This is a genomic window from Rhodococcus sp. T2V (genome assembly GCF_029269925.1).
In the GTDB taxonomy this organism is placed as follows: domain Bacteria; phylum Actinomycetota; class Actinomycetes; order Mycobacteriales; family Mycobacteriaceae; genus Rhodococcus_F; species Rhodococcus_F koreensis.
In genome coordinates, this window is sequence record NZ_JARJBD010000005.1 from 79,362 (window position 1) to 96,647 (window position 17,286).

The following is a 17,286-nucleotide window of genomic DNA, read 5'->3' on the forward strand; positions in this document are numbered from 1 at the left end:
TTCAGCGCCGGCCCGGGTTCGGCACGCCGCCGCTCAGGTGTGCGCCCGCAACAGTTCGTCGCGGGTGCCGGGCATGCCGCTGCTGCCCCGTTCGGTGCTCTTGACTGCCAGAATCTGATTGATCCCGAGCCGGTTCGCCGAAAAGGCCAAGGCCGCTCCGGCCATGTACAGCCGCCACACCCGTGCCCGCCCCGCGCTGCTGGAGGCCACCGCCTCGTCCCAGTTCGCCTCCAGGTTCGCCACCCAGGCCCGCAGGGTCAGCGCGTAGTGCTCGCGCAGCGACTCGACGTCGCGCACCTCGAAGCCGGCACCTTCGAGCGCGTCGATCATCGGTGCCATCGGTTCGATTTCACCGTCCGGGAACACATAGCGATCGATGAACGACGTCGTGGAGAAACTGTCCGCGGTCTTGCGTGGTCGCCGCGAGATCGCGTGGTTGAGCAACCGGCCCTCCGGGCGTAGCAGCGCGAACAGGTCCGCGGCGTAGGTCGCCAGCATTGCGTCGCCGACGTGTTCGGCCATGCCGATGCTCGAGATCGCGTCGTAGGGGCCGTCCGCGACGTCACGGTAGTCCTGGACCCTGATCTGCACCAACTCCCCCACCCCGGCGTCGACCATCCGTTTGGCGGCGTAGTCCGCCTGCTCGTGGGACAGCGTGACGCCGACGACGTGCACACCGTAATGACGTGCCGCGTGCAGCGCGAAAGTCCCCCACCCGCAGCCGACGTCGAGTACCCGCATCCCCGCGGTCAGTCCGAGCTTGCGGGCCACCAGATCGCATTTGGCGTACTGGGCCGCGTCCAGATCCCCGCCCGGCTCCGCCCAGTACGCACACGAGTAGGTCATCGACTCACCGAGCACGAGTCGATAGAAGTCGTTGCCGACGTCGTAATGGTGGCTGATCGCGGCGGCGTCCCGGGCCTTGTCGTGCCGGCGCCCGCGCGCCAATGTCATCTCCTCCGCCGGCGGCTTCGGCGGCAGCCCGACGATCCCCAGGCGCAGCGCCGCCGTCACCAGCGCCTTCTTCGTCTGCCCGTCTATCCGCACACCGGGGCCCCGGCTCGGGTCCGCCACCTCCTCCAGCGCGTCCAGTCCGGCGAGCAGGTCACCCTCGATGTCGATGTCGCCGGACACGTAGGCCCGGGCGAAACCGAGATCATTCGGCGCCCACAGCAACCGCCGCAGGCCACGCCGATTGACGAGGTGCACCTGCCACGGCGCGTCCGGAGGCCCACTGCGACTGCCGTCCCAGCACCTGATCCCCACCGGGACCTGCGTACCGAGCACTGCGCGAACCAGCGGAGCCACCGTGTCAGCGACCGTCATACCCACCTCCGTCGAAGTGTGGGTCCGGCGTGCGCACTTCGTGCCGCTCGCCGTGACCCACAGGCCTGTCAACCCACAAACGTTCCGAAATCCACCTCGTCGACCATATCGATGGAACGTCCGTCGCCGCAGACCATCACACCAACTACCGCTACCGATTCGGGCGTCGCCGGTTCTCGGATCTCGTCGCCGCACGCCTGGGAACGACTGGGTGAATGTCGGTGTTCTCTGCACGTCTCGCCGACGACTCTGAAGTGGTCGCCCAGGTCGCCTGGACCGCCGACACAGCGAAAGGACTTTCCGTGCCATCTGACACCTCGGCTGCAGCCGGACGGAACCCTCCGGAGGAGGCACGTGCACAGCTGCTGTCCACCGCGGACCCCTTCACGCCCAGCGGCAACGTCACACACGATTCCGGTGACTGGCAGGCGCGTGCCGCGTGCCGCGGTGACGATCTGGCGGTGTTCTTCGCCCCCGATGCCGAACGCGGAAACGCCCGTGCCCGGCGCGAAGCGCAGGCCCGGCAGATTTGCCTGCCCTGCCCCGTGCTCGAACAGTGCCGCGATCACGCGCTCACGGTGGGTGAACCCTATGGCGTGTGGGGTGGTATGACGGAAACGGACCGGCGAAGGCACACCAAGCGGCTCCACGCCGGTGAGCGCCGTCCCCTCGGTTCCCAGCACCCGCGGCCCGGACGGACCTCGCGATTTGAGGCAAACGCCCCATGCGACGACGGAACCGGCGGACCGATGATCAGAGCATGACAAAGCGAGTTCAGGAATCACGCAAATCACCGGTCACGACCGAATCGGCATTCGAACCACCGACCGTCGGGCGGATCGGTACCTGCCTGTCGGATCACGCACCTGAAGCGGCGGACGGCGGGCGGGTCGATGCGGTCGACGTGAGCAGGAGTGTCGGGGGGCGGCAGATCCTCCAGGAGCTGTCGCTATCGGTCGAACCGGGCGAGTTGGTCGCCATTGCCGGCGGCAGTGGAGCAGGAAAGAGCACGTTGCTGGAGATCCTCGCCGGACTGCAACCACCGTCGGCCGGGGAGGTTCGGCACGACGGCGTCGTTCGCGGGGCCCGGGTCGTCGCCGATTCCCGTATCGGCTACGTACCCCAGGACGACATCATCCACCTCGAGATGCCCCTGCGCCGCACGCTGCGGTACGCGGCGCGGCTCCGGCTGCCCGCGGGCACGTCGGCGGCCGAAGCGGACCGGATCGTCGACGAGACCATGCAGGACCTCGACCTGGCCGATCGGGCCGAGGTGCCGGTCCATGCGCTGTCCGGCGGCCAACGCAAGCGGGCCAGTATCGCCGTGGAGCTACTCACCCGGCCACGCCTCTTCTTCCTCGACGAACCCACCTCCGGGCTCGATCCGTCGACCGCAGCCGACGTGATGCGCCTGCTGCACCGACTCAGCCGGCGCGGGGTCACAGTCGTCCTCACGACACATGAGCCGGCCGGCATCGACCGGTGCGACCGGGTGGTGTTCCTGGCTCGCGACGGCCACCTGGCCTTCACCGGCAGCCCGACCGAGGCTCGACGCTACTTCGGTGTGGAGGATCTCGCCGAGGTGTACGACCGGCTGGCACGCGAGCACACCCCTCAGATCTGGGCGGAGCGATTCGCGGACAGCGGTGAGAATTCGGACGCCCGGCCCGGCTCGGCTCCACCGCCCCTCCCGGCCGCCCGTTCGGACGTCGAACGCACGGGCATGGTGCAGCAATGGTGGCTCCTCACACGTCGCAATGTCGATGTTCTCCTTCGCAACCGGCTGACCCTGGCGGTCTTGCTCGGCTCACCGGTGCTGGTCACGGCGATGATGGCGACGCTGTTCCAGCGCGGCGCGTTCGATCCGCGCAGCGCGGCCGACCTCGGCCCCGCCCAGATCGTGTTCTGGATCGCATTCGCGGGCTTCTTCTTCGGCCTCACGTACGGACTGCTCCAGATCGTCGGGGAGATGGCCGTCTTCCGGCAGGAGCGCTTGGCCGGGCTCAGTGTGAGCGCCTACGTGGCGTCCAAGGTGACAGCTCTGCTTCCGGTGCTGGCGGGAGTGAGCGCGCTGCTCCTCGGTGTTCTGCGGGCGCTCGGTCGGCTCCCCGCCGTCGGATGGCACGTGTACGCCTTCCTGTTCGTGACGATCGTGATCGAAGCGACGTCCGCTCTGGTCCTCGGTCTGCTCGCCTCGGCCGCGGTCTCCAACGCCGCGCAGGCCGCCCTCGCCCTGCCGATGCTCTGCTTCCCTCAGGTTCTGTTCGGTGGCGCCATAGTCCCCGTCGACGAGATGGCCGTCCCGGGACGCCTGATGAGCCTCGGCCTGTCCAACCGCCACGCATTCGAAGCATTGGGTCGCGACCTGGATCTCGACCGGTACAGCGCCACGGTGCCGGCCATGTCCGCCTACGGCGACACCTTCCGGGGTGGCACCGGCGGCAGCCTCCTCGCGCTCGCCGCGTTTGCCGTGGGCCTCACACTCGCCACGGTGTGGGTACTGGACCGGCGGTCCCGGCCCGGCGCACCCCGGCGATGACGGCCCGGCACGGTCGGTCCCGCCGGACGGCGGACCCTTCACTTCCCCACGACCGCATTGACCGGGAATCCCACCAGACCCCGGTCGATCGCGGCGAGACTGGCCTGCGTGCGGTTGTTGACACCGAGCTTGGCGTAGACACGTTCGACGTGGTTGCGTGCCGTCTTCTCTGCAATGAACAGTTCGGCGGCGATGTCCCGGTTGGACCGGCCCTGCGCGACGAGTCGCAGGATCTCGACTTCGCGGTCGGTCAGCCCGGCCGGCCAGGGCGTGCGCCTCGACAGCCGCTGCCCGGCCGCCGCCAGCACAGCCGCCACCGACTCGGCGTCGAGGCGTCCGGCACGCGCCTCCTCGCGCAGCCGATCCGCTGCGCCGCGAGGATCGAGCGCCGGCCGGTGTGGACGCGGTTCGAGCAGTCGCTGATATGCGTCCGCCGTCGCAAGCAGCCGGTCCTGCGCGGTCAACTCCGCGCCGGCGATCCCCCGGGGAAAGCCGGACCCGTCGATCCGTTCCCGGTGCTTCATCGCGACGGACACCACCGATTCCAAGCCATTGACTCGGCTCAGTATCCGGCCGGTCAGATCCGGATACATCCGTACCCGTTCCCATTCGGCCGTGGTGAGAGGCCTCTTCTTCTCCCAGATCTGGTTGGACACTCCCATTTTGCCGAGACTGTGCACGAGGCCGGCACGGTAGAGATTCGTGACGTCCGGTGGTGACATGCCCAGGTGCCGGGCCGCCCCGGCGACCAGATTCGCGACGCCACGCGAATGCCCCAGGGCGAACGGCGATTTCAGATCGACGAAATCAGCCATGGCACTGAGCAACTCGTCGCTCTCCTCGGCCGTCAGGGTTCGGTCACGATCCGGCGCCTGGGCCAACGCCGCGATCCACACGTCCGTTTCCAGCACCCCGTCGACGATCGCCGCCGCGTCACGTTCGAACACCTCCGCCACGGCCGGGCTGAACTGACTGCCGCGCCGGGAACGCAGAACGTCCTTCGCGTGCGCGAGCCCACCCGTCCGCAGGTGCACCTCGACGACGTCTGCTACGTGCGCGATGTGGATCTCGACCGGGATACCCTCCCCGCGACAACCGTTCGGCAATCCGCGGCCGTCCCAGCGTTCGAAGGCGTAGGCCAGCGCCTTTCCTACCTGCCCGTCCAAACCCATCCGATCGGACAGAACCCCGGCGGAACTGCAATGCGAATGGATCAGCGTGGCGACCTGACCGCGAGCGGCAATGAGGAATGCTGCCGCACGGATACCGCGCTCCCAGCCTGGCAATCCGCGTCCCACATGACTCATCGTCAGCCGCAGAAACGGCAGGCCTGTCATGTCCACCGCGTAGGTGTCGGCGCGGAAGGCGATGTCGTCGCCGAAGAGCGCCGAGAGTTCGTGGGAGTCGGCGTGACAACCGATCCACCCGATCAGATTGGCGTAGTACACGGTCTCGCGCTGCCGGGAGTCGAGCCCCATCCGCTCGGCGATCCGTGTCGCGATCAACGACGATCGCAGCATGTGTTCCATCGGCTGCCCCAGACCGAGGTCGATCGCCAGCGATACCGAGGCCAGCAGTTCGGCTCTGCTCAGACCCTTTCCCGAGCCGGGCAGCGTCCCGTGCGGGTGCATCTACCCATTGTCCACCTGAACACCGTCCACCTGTACACGGTCCAGCGCTGCCGCGCACAGTCGTCGAATGGGTCCGGTGTTGCCCGATTCGGGCCATGACCGTCCCGCGAACTGGGTAGGGTCCGATTCCATGGCTGACCAGGGGAAGATCCGGACCGTGGTATGGGGAACCGGGAATGTGGGGCGGGCCGCGATCCGCGCCGTCGACGCCCACCCCGGACTCGAGTTGACGGCGGTGCTCGTGGCGAACCCGGAGAAGGTCGGACGCGATGCCGGCGACCTCGCGCGCCTCGGCCGCTCGCTCGGGGTGGCGGCAACCGACGATGCCGACGCCGTGCTCGCGCACTCTCCCGGCGCCGTCGTCTATGCCGCGTCCGGCGACATCCGCCCGGACGATGCCGCGTCCGACATCACCCGCGCGTTGAATGCCGGGGCGGTCGTCGTGACCCCGTCGATCTATGCGCTGTACGACCACCGCACTGCGCCGGCCGAATTGCGCGACCCGATCGAAGCGGCGGCGAAGTCCGGCGGCGGCGCGCTGTTCGTGTCGGGTGTCGATCCGGGATGGGGCAACGACATCCTGCCGATCCTGATGACGGGCCTGGCGGGCACGATCGATCGGATCCGCTGCCAGGAGATCTTCGACTACACCACCTACGACCAACACGATTCGGTGCGGTACCTCGTCGGCATGGGCCAGCCGATGCACTACGAACCGCCGATGGTCGCGGCGACGGTGCCCACGATGGTGTGGGGCGGCCAGATCCGGCTCATCGCCCGCGCTCTCGGGGTGGAACTCGAGGAGATCCGGGAGACGCTAATACGCCGGCCGCTCGAGGAGACGATCACCACCGAACTCATGGGCGAGTTCGAGGCGGGAACCCAGGGGGCACTGCGTTTCGAAGTCCAGGGCATCGTGGGCGGCGAACCCCGCATCGTCATCGAGCACGTCACGCGGATCCACCCGTCGTGCGCCCCGGACTGGCCCTCACCACCGGACGGCGGGGACGGCGCCCACAAGGTGATCATCGAGGGCCGTCCACGGATCGAGATCAATGTGGAGGCCACCGACGAGGGCGGCAATCGAGCGGCCGGTGGCAATGCCACCGCGGTGGGGCGCCTGGTCAACGCGATTCCGTGGCTGCGGACGGCCGCGCCGGGGCTCTACGACGCCCTGGATGTCCCGCTCGTCCCCGGTCACGGCAAGCTCGGCTGACACACCCAAACAGTTAGCCCTTGCGCTAACCATCGTTGCGGTGAATACTTTGCCTTGTGGCTCAGTATCCGGAGCAGCTCAACGGCATCTTCCAAGCGCTCGCCGACCCCACCCGGCGGGCCGTGCTGGGCCGCCTGAGCCGCGGCCCGGCGACGGTCAGCGAACTGGCGAAACCGTTCGACATGGCCCTGCCCTCCTTCATGAAGCACATCCACTTCCTGGAGGACAGCGGGTGGATCCGGACACGCAAGGAAGGCCGGGTACGGACGTGCGCGATCGAGAAGGCGCCGTTCACGGCGGTCGAATTCTGGCTCGCGGAGCAACAGGAACTCTGGGAGGGCCGCACCGACAGGCTCGAACAATTCGTCACCGAACACACAGTCATCCCTCACGCGAAGGACACACCGCAATGACCGACACTGCGAGACCCGATCTCGACCTCACGATTTCGCGCATCATCCGGGCGCCCCGGGCCGTCGTGTGGCGCGCCTGGACCGACCCTGCCAGCTTCGAACAATGGTGGGTCCCCGCGCCTTCCCGGTGCCGGGTCGTCGACATGGAACTACGCCCGGGCGGCGCGCTCACCACCCAGATCAGCGAAGACGACGGCGAATTCGTGCCCCACATGAACGGCTGCTTTCTCGCCGTCGACGAACTCGAACGCATCGTGTTCACCAACTCCCTCGTCGGTGGCTGGCGCCCCGCCGAACAGCCGTTCATGACCGCGATCATCACGATGACCGACCATCCGACGGGCACCGAATACGTCGCCCACGTGATGCACAAGAACAACGCGGACCGGAACACCCACGAAGAAATGGGCTTCTACGACGGCTGGGGCACCGTCACGGAGCAACTCGCCGAACTCGCCGAGCGACAGGCGTAACCGAGGAGGCCGGACATGCGCAAGAGTCTTGGGCGCGTGACGAGCGATCAGCCCACCGTCGCGAATTCCCCTGCCGCGGACCATCGTTGCCGCTCAGCGGCGAACGCGACGGCCTGTTCGGCTCGGAATCCGCCGATCGATTCGGCATTGGCCGCGAGGAACCGCTGGTGCTCGGCGAGCGAGAACGTGCCCTCCGTGATCTCGATTCCGCCGCCGCGGCCGGCGGCGACGTCGGATCGCAGGTCCATCAGCTCGTCCGGTTCCACGGGGTACCAGGAGATCCGGTCGAAGAAGCGCAGCAGCCAGGGGGTGCCGTCCTCGAACGGTCCGGACTTCTCGGGGTGCCGATGGTTCCACACCTGGGTGGTGCGGCCGACGAACTGGTAGCCGCCGGGGCCCTCCATCCCGTAGATGCACAGGTACGCCCCACCGATGCCGACCGCGTTCTCCGGCGTCCACGTGCGGGCGGGGTTGTACTTCGTGGTGACCAGCCGATGCCGCGGGTCCAGAGGTGTCGCGACGGGCGCGCCGAGGTAGACGTCGCCGAGTCCGAGCACCATGTACTCCGCCCCGAAGACGGTGTCGAAGACGTCGTCGACACTGCCGAGGCCGTTCATGCGACGAATGAATTCGATGTTCCACGGGCACCACGGCGCGTCGGCGCGGACACCGTGCATGTACCGCTGGATCGCCTCACGCGTCGAGGGGTCGTCCCACGACAGCGGCATCCGCACGGAGCGGCTCGGCACGACGAGTTCGTTCGCCGCGGGCAGCGCGTCCTCCGCCTCGGCGAGCAGCCCCATCAGCTTCGGGATCGGCAGCACGTCGGGGTCGACCCGCACCTGCAGCGACCGGATGCCCGGTGTCAGGTCGAGGAGCCCGGCCGGTTTCTCGACCTCGAGCCGCTGGTGCAGCGCGTGTGCGCGGGCCCGCAGTGCGAGGTCGAGGCTCATGTCGCCGTATTCGACCAGCACATTGTCGTCGCCGGACCGCCGGTACGTCACCGCGGTCTCACCGTCGCGCCGGGCGATCACGCCGTCGTCCCGGTCACCGGTGGTGGAGAAGACCGTCGAGAACGCCGCCCGCCGGGCAGTCCCCAGCGCACGCGTGGACGCGGCCCGGTCGGCCCGAATCGGCACGAAGCGCACCCTGTCGCCGGGGGCCAGTTGTCCGAGCTTCCAGCGTTCCGCGGAGACGACCGTGACGGGGCACACGAACCCGCCGAGACTCGGCCCGTCCGGACCCAGGAGGATCGGGGTGTCTCCCGTGAAGTCCAGGGCGCCGACCGAATACGCGTTGTCGTGGATGTTGGACGGGTGCAGTCCTGCCTCGCCGCCGTCCGTGCGAGCCCAGTCGGGTTTGGGCCCGATCAGCCGCACCCCGGTGCGGTCCGAGTTGAAATGCACCTCGTAGTCGGTCCGGTACAGCGTGTCGATGTCGGCGCGGGTGAAGAATTCGGGTGCGCCGTGTGGGCCCTCGGTGACCGCGATCTCCCAGCGACTGCACAGGGCGGGGACGTGTTCTGCGGGAACGGCGGCCGCGCGGGTGCCGTCGTGCTCACCGACCGCGAGCACATCGCCCTGGCGCAGCGTGCGGCCCTGATGACCGCCGAACTTGCCCAGTGTGAAAGTCGAGGCGCTGCCGAGGAAGTCGTCGATGTCGAGCCCGCCCTGGACGAGGAGGTAGATGCGCAGCCCGGGTCCGGCGACCGCGCCGACGTCCAGGGTCCCGCCCGCCGGAACCCGTACCGGTCGCCACTGCGCGTGCAGCACGCCGTCGACGGTGACCGGGGCGGGCGCACCGGTCACGCAGACCACCGTCTCCTCGTCGAACTGCAACGCGGGGCCGGACATGGCGCATTCGATTCCGGCGGCGCCCTCGTCGTTGCCGAGCGCGGTGTTCCCGAGCCGGAACGACAGGTCGTCCATCGGACCTGACGGCGGTACCCCGACGTGCCAGTAGCCGATCCGGCCCGGGAAGTCCTGGACCGTGGTGAGCATGCCGGGCCGCTGAACCGTGATCTTGGCGCTCATGCGGGAGCTCCCGCCGGCCGGGTCACGATCATCCGCACCGGTGTCGGGTCGAAACCGTTACAGGGGTTGTTGATCTGCGGACAATTGGACACCAGTACCAGAACGTCGCGGTCCGCGCTGAGCGCGAGCCTGCGGCCGGGTGCGGACAGGCCGTCGACGATGCCGAGTGTGCCGTCGGCGTCGACGGGGACGTTCATGAAGAAGTTGATGTTCGACACCAGATCCCGCTTGCCGATCCCCCACCGCGACCCTTCCGCGAGAAAGTTCTCGACGCAGGCGTGCTGATGCTTGGTGTGGTGGCCGTACCTCAGGGTGTTCGACTCCTGGGAGCAGGCGCCGCCCACCGTGTCGTGCGAGCCGACCTCGTCGGCGACGAGTGTCATCAGCGCGTCGTGATCGTCGGTGCGGAGCACACTTCCCGTGGTCAGGAACAGATTTCGCTGCGCCGACACCGTCGCGGCGGCCGAGTAGCGCTGCCGGTGGTCGTCGGCCGCGTAGATCAGGGTGTCGACGGCCTGGTTGCCGTACAGATCCACGATGGTCAGGACGTCGCCGGCCGCGACGACGGCGGACCAGGGTCCGCGGGCGCCGACCTCCTCGTCCAGGATCACCGTTCCCGGTACCAGCGGCGCAGTCTCGATGGTGGTGGTCATGCCTGCTCCCGTCCCTGGCGCTGCGCTGCAGCCCAGACGTCTTCGGTGTTGAGGAAGGCGCGCCGGTACTCCGGGTCGGCGTCGACGGGCTCGGCCACGTCGGCGCCGGTCCAGGCGAGCACTTCGAGCGCGGTCGTGTCGTACGTCGGCGACGGATCCAGGGGGTGCGCCGTGTTGGCGATCAGGACGATCACCGGGAGGTGGATCACGAGGTCGACGGCGGTGTCCGCGCCGGCGGATCCGATGCTGCTCAGCGATCCGTCCGCACCCACCCGCACCCCGTGGAAGAACGACAGCGAGGGCGGGAGGTCGCGACGCTCGAGCCCGTGCTTCGCGGCCGCCACGGTGAAGAGTTCACGGCCGGCGGGAGACCCCGAATGCAGGCTGCCGTCACCGTATTTCGCGGTGTTCGTGGCGAGCGAGGTGGTGCCGCAGAGGGCATCGTGCCGGCCGGACCCGTCCGACACCACGGTCGCGAGGACGCGCCCCTGGTCGGAGAGGAGCGGATGCCCGGTCCCCGTGTACGCCTGCCACGGCACCTTCACCGTGTCGGCGACGTTGAGCCGCTCCCACGGCGCGTCCGCCCGGTACAACAGCAGGTGGGCGCAGGCCCGGCCGTCGAGGTCGCGCAGTCGCAGTCGGGTGCCGCGGCCCAGCACCTTCGTGGTGTACCGGCCGCCGGGAACGGTCTCCGCCCACGTGAGCAGCGCCGGATCGACACCGGACGGCGGGGTGGTCCAGGACGACGCGGGGACCACCGGCATCGAGTCGGTGACCACGCCCGACTGGGCACGCGCGTGTTCCTTCGCGGCGCTGGTGGTCGAGGTGTCCACTGAGGTCATGTCAGGCTCCGATCGTGACGGGGTTGGGGGTCGTGCGGCCGCGCGGGAAGCACGCGACCCCGAGCGCGACCACGGCGGCGACGGTGACGGGGGCGGCCCACCGCAGGAGGGGGTAGTCGCCACTGGGGTCGAAGATCTCGGCGCGCGGCCAGGACAGGTTGACGACCATCAGCGCGCCGTAGCCGACGGCCAGGATGTTCACGGGCAGTCCGAACCGTCCCAGCGAGAACAGCGTCCGACCGTCCGCGTCGACCTGCGGTCCCCCGTGCGGCCAGCCCTTCAGCCTGCGCAGCAGGAGCGGCACCGTGACCATCAGGTAGGCGAGGTAGATCAGGATGATGCAGACGCTCGAGAGGGTCGCGAAGATCGCGGAGTTCCCGACGTTGACGGCGAGGATGCCGATGCACACGAGGCCGATCAGCACGGACGGCGCGATGGGGGTTCCGGTGCGGGGGTTCACCGTCGACAGAATCCGCGAGGCCGGCAGCCGGCCGTCCCGGGCCATCGAGAACACCAGCCGCGATGCCGCCGTCTGGATGGCGAGCGTGCAGACGAAGACGGCGATCGCGACGTCGACGAGGAGCAGGGTTCCCCACGGGGAGCTGAGGATCGACGAGAGCACGTACGGCAGTCCCTCGGCGGCGAGACGGCCGTCCGTCAGGCTCGGCGCGGCCATCAGCGCGCCGATGATCATCAGCCCGCCGCCGAGCGCCGACACGGACAGCGCGAGGCGGATCGTGCGCGGCGCGACCCGGCGCGGGTTCCTGGTCTCCTCGGCGAGTTCGCCCGCCGAACCGAACCCGACCATCACGTAGGCCGCCATCAGCCCCGACACGATCCACGCCCATCCGTAGCCGGGCGACGCACCCGCCGTACCGGTGTCGAACACGACGCCCGGTCCGCGCCGGGCGTGAGTGAGAAACATCCCGACCACCGCGATGACCCCGACGATCTCGCAGGTCACACCGATGTTGTTGATCCGGGACATCCAGTTGACGCCGATGCAGTTGATGAACGTGGTCAGCATGAGCAGGACGGAGCCGAGGAGCACCGCGTTGGCGGCACCGCTCGCGGACGTCAGTGTGCTGTCCTCCCCGATGATCTGGAATCCGCTCCACACGTTGGGGAGAACGACCTGCAGGGCGATGGCCGCGGCGGACGCCGTCACCATCTGCGCGAGGATCATGAACCATCCGGCGAACCAGCCGACCACCTCGCCGCCCATCCGGCGAGACCACTGGTAGATCGCCCCCGAGATGGGGTACCGGGCGGCGAGTTCGGCGAAGTTGAGCGCCACCATGAACTGGCCGGCGAACACCACCGGCCACGTCCAGAAGAAGGCGGGCCCGGCAAACCCGAATCCGAGCCCGAAGAGCTGGAAGATGGTGGTGAGGATGGAGACGAACGAGAAGCCGGCGGCGAACGACGCGAACTTGCCCAGGGAGCGGTGGAGCTGCTGCTCGTAGCCGAATTCGCCGAGGTCGCCCGTGTCGTCGACGCCGGACGGGCGGAGAGATGCGGGAGCCGGCGCGGTCGGCACCTGCGCAGTCCTTGTGGGTGTACTCAAGGGCGTACTCCTTCGGCGAGGGCAATATCTGTCGCTCGATAGTTTTCTCGCGGAGAGGCCTCGATGGGTGACGCCCGCGTATCCAGATCGCGATCGGCCGTAACAGCATCGTTGCCTACGTTTCGGCCGCGTGACGAAACCCTCACGGAGGGTGGTCGGGGTCGGCTCCGGACGCGACCTGACATCATGGAGCGGTGACCACAGGGCCGGGACGACCCCGACTGACCAGTCAGCGCAGACCAGGGCAGACCACTCCCGAGGAGATCCTCGACGCCGCCGGAGAGTTGTTCACCACCAAGGGTTTCGCCGCCACCTCGACCCGGCGGATCGCGGAGATGGTCGGCATCCGGCAGGCGTCGCTCTACCACCACTTTCCCAACAAGGAGGAGATCCTGGCGGCGCTGCTCGAGGAAACGGTCTCCCCCGCGCTCGCCGCCGCCGAGCGGCTCACCGGCGCCGACGCCCCCGCCACGGTGCGCCTGCACGCGCTCGCCACCTACGACGTCACGCAACTCACGGCCACCAGATGGAATCTCGGTGCGCTGTACCTTCTCCCGGAACTGCTGACCGATCGATTCGAGCCGTTCCGCACCCAGCGCACCCGGCTGCGCGGCCACTACCGGCTGCTGGCGGAGCGGGCGCTCACGGAAATCACCGCCGTCTCCGCCGACACCTCCCCCGCCCTGGCCGACCTGCCGTTCCGAATCGTCGAGAGCGCCATCGCAACCCGCGCCGACATCGAACGCGGACTGCTGCCCGGGCCCGAGAACGAGGGCGCTGCCGGACTCCTCGCCGACGCCTGCCTCCGCGCACTCGGATGGACGGAACCGCTGGACGAAATCCGGGCGAAGTCGCGCGCACTTCTCGCCGAGACCGAGGGCGGAACACCCCTTCACCTCTAGCCGTGCATGTCGCTCCCGTGCGATAAAGTCTGGCGAACGCTTAGTCACTGGGGGGTTATCTTGAGCGAAGTCTTCGTCGTCACGGACGGCATCAGGAAATACGGCGCCACCGCTGCGCAGGCCGCCGAACAGATCAGCAGCGCCGCCGCACTCGATCTCGGCGCGAATCTCGCGGCGCTCGCGCCCGTATTCGGCCCGATCGGAGCCGACTTTCTCGCGTCCTTCGCTGCCGCGCAGGCAAGTCACGCCACATCGGTCGCCGAACTCGCAACGCACTACGCGCAGACCGCGATCGCGGCCGACGCCACCGCCCGGTCCTACGACTCCGTCGACGGCGCCAACAGCGCAGCGCTCGGCGCTGTCGGCGACGGACTCGGGGGCCTCGCATGACCTCCCCCGAAGCCGCCGGTCATCCCGCCGAGCCCGGATCTGTTCTCGACCTGATCCAGGGCTCACCCGTCGGCGACGCCCTCGCCACACCACTGCCGAGCACCCCGCTCGAGGCCCTGCAGAATTCCCCGCTCGGCCCGTTGCTGGATGCGCCGCTCGGTGAGCTGCCACCGCTACCGGCCCTGCCGTCGTTGCCGCCCCTGCCACCGAACCCGGTCGAGGCACTGCTGCAGGGGCACGCTCTGCCCGCACTGCCGGGTGTGGACGAATTGTTCAAGCCGCTCTCCGATCTCGCCGGGAGCTTCGGCACCGGCACGTTCGGCGCATTCGACCCGACGTCCGTCCTCGACATGTCCTCGGGCCTGATCGACCAGGCCATCTCGATGAGCTTGTCGGGCCTGAAGGTCCTCGACCAGATCTGGCAGAGTCAGGCGGCGCAGGCAGCGCAGTCCCAGGGTGTGCAGGCCCAGGCGAGCGGCACCGAACTGAGCGAACGTGGCACGGAGATCTCGACCACCACCCAGACCGCCGCCGCGTCCGTGGCGCGGGGCAATGCGAACCTGATGACGATCTCGGAGTCGTTCGCGGCCACCGCGGTCGCCGCCGCGCCGATGGTGATGACTCCGCCCGGGCAGGCGATGCTTCTCGCGTCCGCGGCCGAGCACATCAAGGCGGCCATCGGAGTGGTGACGCAGACCCGCACCGAACTGAACGAGCAGACCCTCACGATGAACGGTCTCGCCACGCCGGTCCCGGTTCCGCCGCCCCCGGCGCCAGGAGCCGTGGGGGGAGCGGCACCGACGTCGCCGTTCACCGTCGCGTCCACCGTGATCGAGGGCGTGGGCAAGCCGATGATCTCCACCGTCACCGACGGTGTCGGCGACCTGGTGTCGGCGAGTACCCAGGCGGCCAGTGTCTCCTCGTCCGATCTGCCCGCCGACACCGTCGCGGCGAAATCCGCCGTCACCCCGGCACACAGTGCCGTCGGCGCAGCACCCGGCGCGGTGGGCACGGCCGGCGGCGCGGGCATCGGCATGTACGGCGGCGGCGCGGGCGGAAACGCCTCGGCGGGAAGCGGTTCGGTACCCCGCGGAGCGGTTACCGGGGCGGTCGTGCCCCCGGCGACGGCGAGCCCGACGACACCGGGCACCGCTCCGGCACCCGGCGCCACTCCGGCCGCCTCGTCCCCTCTCGCACCGGGCGGGGCAATGGGCGGGATGGGCGGCGCCGGCACGGCGGGCGCCGGGCGCGGCGGCGACGAACAGCTGAGCGGCCGGTCCACACCGAGCTACCTCGTCAACGCCGGCGAGAACAACGCGTTCGCCGGCGACCTGCCGATGGTCGCGCCCGCCGTGATCGGCGGCGAGGATCTCGACGACGCCGCGTTCGGCGATCGCGGCTGATCGCTCAGTCGAGCAGTGCCGCCACCTCGTGATCGGTGAGCGTGGTGGTGGGCACGCGACCCTCCGAACGCACCAGTTCCACGGCCCGGAACAGCGGGCGTTCGGGGAGGGCCGCGCCGCGCGCTTCCGCGCGGAGTTGCTCGATGAGGACCGACGCGATCGCCGCAGCCGGTACCAGTTCACTGGTCGTCAGGGCGTCCGCCAGCCTGCGGAGCCCGAGGATCTCGAGTTCCCGGCCGCCGTCCGTCGTGTAGAGGGCGAGCGGAATCGCGAGGCTCCCGTCGGGATCCGTGATCCGGACACTCACCTCGCTGACCCGGGCCGAACGGACCACCAGTTCCGCGGCCACCGCGCGGGTGACGTCGACGCGCCGGCTGCGCAGACCCCCCGTCGACCGGATCCGCCCGGCCTGCAGCGTGATGCGACGCCGCAATGTGAGGAGCGCGGACGCGGCGGTCGGGACTGCGATCACGGCCCCGACCGTCACGCCCACCCACACCGGGCCGAAGAACCCGACGACGACGCCGACCACGACACCGATCAGCACGGCGATCGCCGCGACCTTCTTGAGCCGCGGTGCGATCAACGCGATCGGGACGAGGTCGAGCGACACCGGCGCGGTGTCGTCAGGCGCCAAGGATGGCTCCGACGCGCGCGAGAACATCCGCCGACGACACCGATTCCTGATCGCCGGTGGCGAGATTCTTGATTCCCACCGTGCCCTCGGCGATGTCGCGGTCGCCGAGCACCAGCGCCAGCGCGGCGCCGGACCGGTCGGCGGCCTTCATCGCGCCCTTCACCCCGCGGTTGCCGTACGCGAGATCGACTCGAATTCCCTGGGCGCGCAACTGCTGCGCGATCACCACCAGCTTCGCCTTCGCCTCCTCGCCCAGCGGGACGCCGAAGACCTCGCAGCGGGCCGTCGAGCCCGCGGTCTTGCCCTCCGCGGCGAGCGCCAGGACGGTGCGGTCGACGCCGAGCCCGAAACCGATGCCGGACAACGGCTGACCACCCAGCTGGGCCATCAGACCGTCGTACCGTCCGCCGCCGCCGATACCCGACTGCGCGCCGAGACCGTCGTGAACGAACTCGAACGTCGTCTTCGTGTAGTAGTCGAGGCCGCGGACCATCCGCGGGTTGACCACGTACGGCACCCCCAGCGCGTCGAGGTGCGCGAGCACCTCGTCGAAGTGCGCCTTCGCCGTGTCCGAGAGGTGATCGAGCATGAGCGGGGCGTCCGCCGTCATCTCGCGCACCTCCTTGCGCTTGTCGTCGAGCACCCGCAGCGGGTTGATCTCCGCCCGCCGACGGGTCTCCTCGTCGAGGGGAAGCGCGAACAGGAACTCCTGCAACCGTTCCCGGTACTGCGGACGGCACGTGTCGTCGCCGAGGGACGTGATCTCCAACCGGAAACCCTCGAGACCGAGGCCGCGGAAACCGGCGTCGGCGACGGCGATGACCTCGGCGTCGAGTGCCGGGTCGTCGACGCCGATGGCCTCGACCCCGACCTGCTGCAACTGGCGGTATCGGCCGGCCTGCGGTCGCTCGTAACGGAAGAACGGGCCGGCGTAGCTCAGCTTGACCGGCAACTGGCCGCGGTCCAGGCCGTGCTCGATCACGGCCCGCATGACACCCGCGGTGCCCTCGGGCCGCAGTGTCACCGAACGGTCACCGCGGTCGGCGAACGTGTACATCTCCTTGCTGACGACGTCGGTGGACTCGCCGACACCGCGGGCGAACAGCCCGGTGTCCTCGAAGATGGGAAGTTCGATGTGGCCGTATCCGGCCAGACGCGCAGCGCGCGTGAGTCCGTCACGGACCGCGACGAACTCGGACGACTGCGGCGGGACGTAATCGGGGACGCCCTTGGGGGCGGAGAAGGTGCTGGCTTTGCTCAC

16 protein-coding genes are annotated in these 17,286 nt (G+C 69.2%); 8 read left to right on the forward strand and 8 right to left on the reverse strand.

The genetic code is table 11. The features are described 5' to 3' along the window. Positions 1–33 precede the first annotated feature (33 nt). Positions 34–1,326, reverse strand: a complete 1,293-nt coding sequence (locus P3H15_RS06475; RefSeq protein WP_276136487.1) for a cyclopropane-fatty-acyl-phospholipid synthase family protein — start codon at positions 1,324–1,326, stop codon at positions 34–36. 362 nt (positions 1,327–1,688) lie between these two features. Between P3H15_RS06475 and P3H15_RS06480 the strand changes: the two genes are divergently transcribed. Together P3H15_RS06480 and P3H15_RS06485 are read left to right on the forward strand one after the other, a co-directional pair. Beyond that, positions 1,689–2,090 carry a WhiB family transcriptional regulator gene (locus P3H15_RS06480; protein ID WP_276136626.1) on the forward strand — a complete coding sequence of 134 codons (402 nt, stop codon included), beginning with the start codon at positions 1,689–1,691 and terminating at the stop codon, positions 2,088–2,090. Continuing rightward, positions 2,087–3,865 carry an ATP-binding cassette domain-containing protein gene (locus tag P3H15_RS06485; protein WP_276136488.1) on the forward strand — a complete coding sequence of 593 codons (1,779 nt, stop codon included), beginning with the start codon at positions 2,087–2,089 and terminating at the stop codon, positions 3,863–3,865. Before P3H15_RS06480 ends, P3H15_RS06485 begins: the two co-directional genes overlap by 4 nt. Positions 3,866–3,903: 38 nt before the next feature. On the opposite strand, the gene P3H15_RS06490 is transcribed toward P3H15_RS06485, so the two are convergent. Further along, the gene (locus tag P3H15_RS06490) at positions 3,904–5,496 is read right to left on the reverse strand and encodes an HD domain-containing phosphohydrolase (protein WP_276136489.1); all 1,593 of its coding nucleotides are present in this window, start codon (positions 5,494–5,496) and stop codon (positions 3,904–3,906) included. 130 nt (positions 5,497–5,626) lie between these two features. Between P3H15_RS06490 and P3H15_RS06495 the strand changes: the two genes are divergently transcribed. The 3 genes from P3H15_RS06495 to P3H15_RS06505 are packed head-to-tail and all read left to right on the forward strand — an operon-like array spanning position 5,627 to position 7,598. After that, the gene (locus P3H15_RS06495; protein ID WP_276136490.1) at positions 5,627–6,712 is read left to right on the forward strand and encodes a dihydrodipicolinate reductase; all 1,086 of its coding nucleotides are present in this window, start codon (positions 5,627–5,629) and stop codon (positions 6,710–6,712) included. A 56-nt stretch (positions 6,713–6,768) separates the two neighbouring features. Continuing rightward, entirely contained in the window at positions 6,769–7,125 is a 357-nt protein-coding gene (locus tag P3H15_RS06500) for a helix-turn-helix transcriptional regulator (protein WP_276136491.1), read from the forward strand. Further along, positions 7,122–7,598, forward strand: coding sequence for an SRPBCC family protein (locus tag P3H15_RS06505; RefSeq protein ID WP_276136492.1), 477 nt, complete (start codon positions 7,122–7,124; stop codon positions 7,596–7,598). Before P3H15_RS06500 ends, P3H15_RS06505 begins: the two co-directional genes overlap by 4 nt. Positions 7,599–7,645: 47 nt before the next feature. On the opposite strand, the gene P3H15_RS06510 is transcribed toward P3H15_RS06505, so the two are convergent. From P3H15_RS06510 to P3H15_RS06525, 4 genes are read right to left on the reverse strand one after another with little or no spacing between them, the layout of a single operon-like run. Beyond that, positions 7,646–9,631, reverse strand: a complete 1,986-nt coding sequence (locus P3H15_RS06510) for a 5-oxoprolinase/urea amidolyase family protein (protein ID WP_276136493.1) — start codon at positions 9,629–9,631, stop codon at positions 7,646–7,648. Further along, positions 9,628–10,284 (reverse strand): urea amidolyase associated protein UAAP2, encoded by a 657-nt coding sequence (locus P3H15_RS06515; RefSeq protein WP_276136494.1) that lies wholly within the window; start codon positions 10,282–10,284, stop codon positions 9,628–9,630. Before P3H15_RS06515 ends, P3H15_RS06510 begins: the two co-directional genes overlap by 4 nt. Beyond that, positions 10,281–11,126, reverse strand: a complete 846-nt coding sequence (locus P3H15_RS06520; protein ID WP_276136495.1) for an urea amidolyase associated protein UAAP1 — start codon at positions 11,124–11,126, stop codon at positions 10,281–10,283. The genes P3H15_RS06515 and P3H15_RS06520 overlap by 4 nt, the downstream gene beginning before the upstream one ends. 1 nt (position 11,127) lies before the next feature. Further along, entirely contained in the window at positions 11,128–12,666 is a 1,539-nt protein-coding gene (locus P3H15_RS06525; RefSeq protein WP_276136627.1) for an amino acid permease, read from the reverse strand. 221 nt (positions 12,667–12,887) lie between these two features. Between P3H15_RS06525 and P3H15_RS06530 the strand changes: the two genes are divergently transcribed. The 3 genes from P3H15_RS06530 to P3H15_RS06540 are packed head-to-tail and all read left to right on the forward strand — an operon-like array spanning position 12,888 to position 15,388. Next, on the forward strand, positions 12,888–13,595 hold the full coding sequence (locus tag P3H15_RS06530; protein WP_276136496.1) for a TetR/AcrR family transcriptional regulator: 708 nt from the start codon (positions 12,888–12,890) through the stop codon (positions 13,593–13,595). 60 nt (positions 13,596–13,655) lie between these two features. Continuing rightward, positions 13,656–13,985 (forward strand): type VII secretion target, encoded by a 330-nt coding sequence (locus tag P3H15_RS06535; protein WP_276136497.1) that lies wholly within the window; start codon positions 13,656–13,658, stop codon positions 13,983–13,985. Beyond that, positions 13,982–15,388 carry a hypothetical protein gene (locus P3H15_RS06540; RefSeq protein WP_276136498.1) on the forward strand — a complete coding sequence of 469 codons (1,407 nt, stop codon included), beginning with the start codon at positions 13,982–13,984 and terminating at the stop codon, positions 15,386–15,388. Before P3H15_RS06535 ends, P3H15_RS06540 begins: the two co-directional genes overlap by 4 nt. A 4-nt stretch (positions 15,389–15,392) precedes the next feature. On the opposite strand, the gene P3H15_RS06545 is transcribed toward P3H15_RS06540, so the two are convergent. Beyond that, positions 15,393–16,052 (reverse strand): hypothetical protein, encoded by a 660-nt coding sequence (locus P3H15_RS06545; protein ID WP_276136499.1) that lies wholly within the window; start codon positions 16,050–16,052, stop codon positions 15,393–15,395. Next, positions 16,015–17,286, reverse strand: a complete 1,272-nt coding sequence (gene hisS, locus P3H15_RS06550) for a histidine--tRNA ligase (RefSeq protein WP_015890560.1) — start codon at positions 17,284–17,286, stop codon at positions 16,015–16,017. Before hisS ends, P3H15_RS06545 begins: the two co-directional genes overlap by 38 nt.

Coding starts and splice junctions, on each gene's coding strand:
- P3H15_RS06475 (WP_276136487.1), bottom strand. CDS start 1,326: ATGACGGTCGCTGACACGGTGGCTCCGCTGGTTCGCGCAGTGCTCGGT.
- P3H15_RS06485 (WP_276136488.1), top strand. CDS start 2,087: ATGACAAAGCGAGTTCAGGAATCACGCAAATCACCGGTCACGACCGAA.
- P3H15_RS06490 (WP_276136489.1), bottom strand. CDS start 5,496: ATGCACCCGCACGGGACGCTGCCCGGCTCGGGAAAGGGTCTGAGCAGA.
- P3H15_RS06495 (WP_276136490.1), top strand. CDS start 5,627: ATGGCTGACCAGGGGAAGATCCGGACCGTGGTATGGGGAACCGGGAAT.
- P3H15_RS06505 (WP_276136492.1), top strand. CDS start 7,122: ATGACCGACACTGCGAGACCCGATCTCGACCTCACGATTTCGCGCATC.
- P3H15_RS06510 (WP_276136493.1), bottom strand. CDS start 9,631: ATGAGCGCCAAGATCACGGTTCAGCGGCCCGGCATGCTCACCACGGTC.
- P3H15_RS06515 (WP_276136494.1), bottom strand. CDS start 10,284: ATGACCACCACCATCGAGACTGCGCCGCTGGTACCGGGAACGGTGATC.
- P3H15_RS06520 (WP_276136495.1), bottom strand. CDS start 11,126: ATGACCTCAGTGGACACCTCGACCACCAGCGCCGCGAAGGAACACGCG.
- P3H15_RS06540 (WP_276136498.1), top strand. CDS start 13,982: ATGACCTCCCCCGAAGCCGCCGGTCATCCCGCCGAGCCCGGATCTGTT.
- P3H15_RS06545 (WP_276136499.1), bottom strand. CDS start 16,052: ATGTTCTCGCGCGCGTCGGAGCCATCCTTGGCGCCTGACGACACCGCG.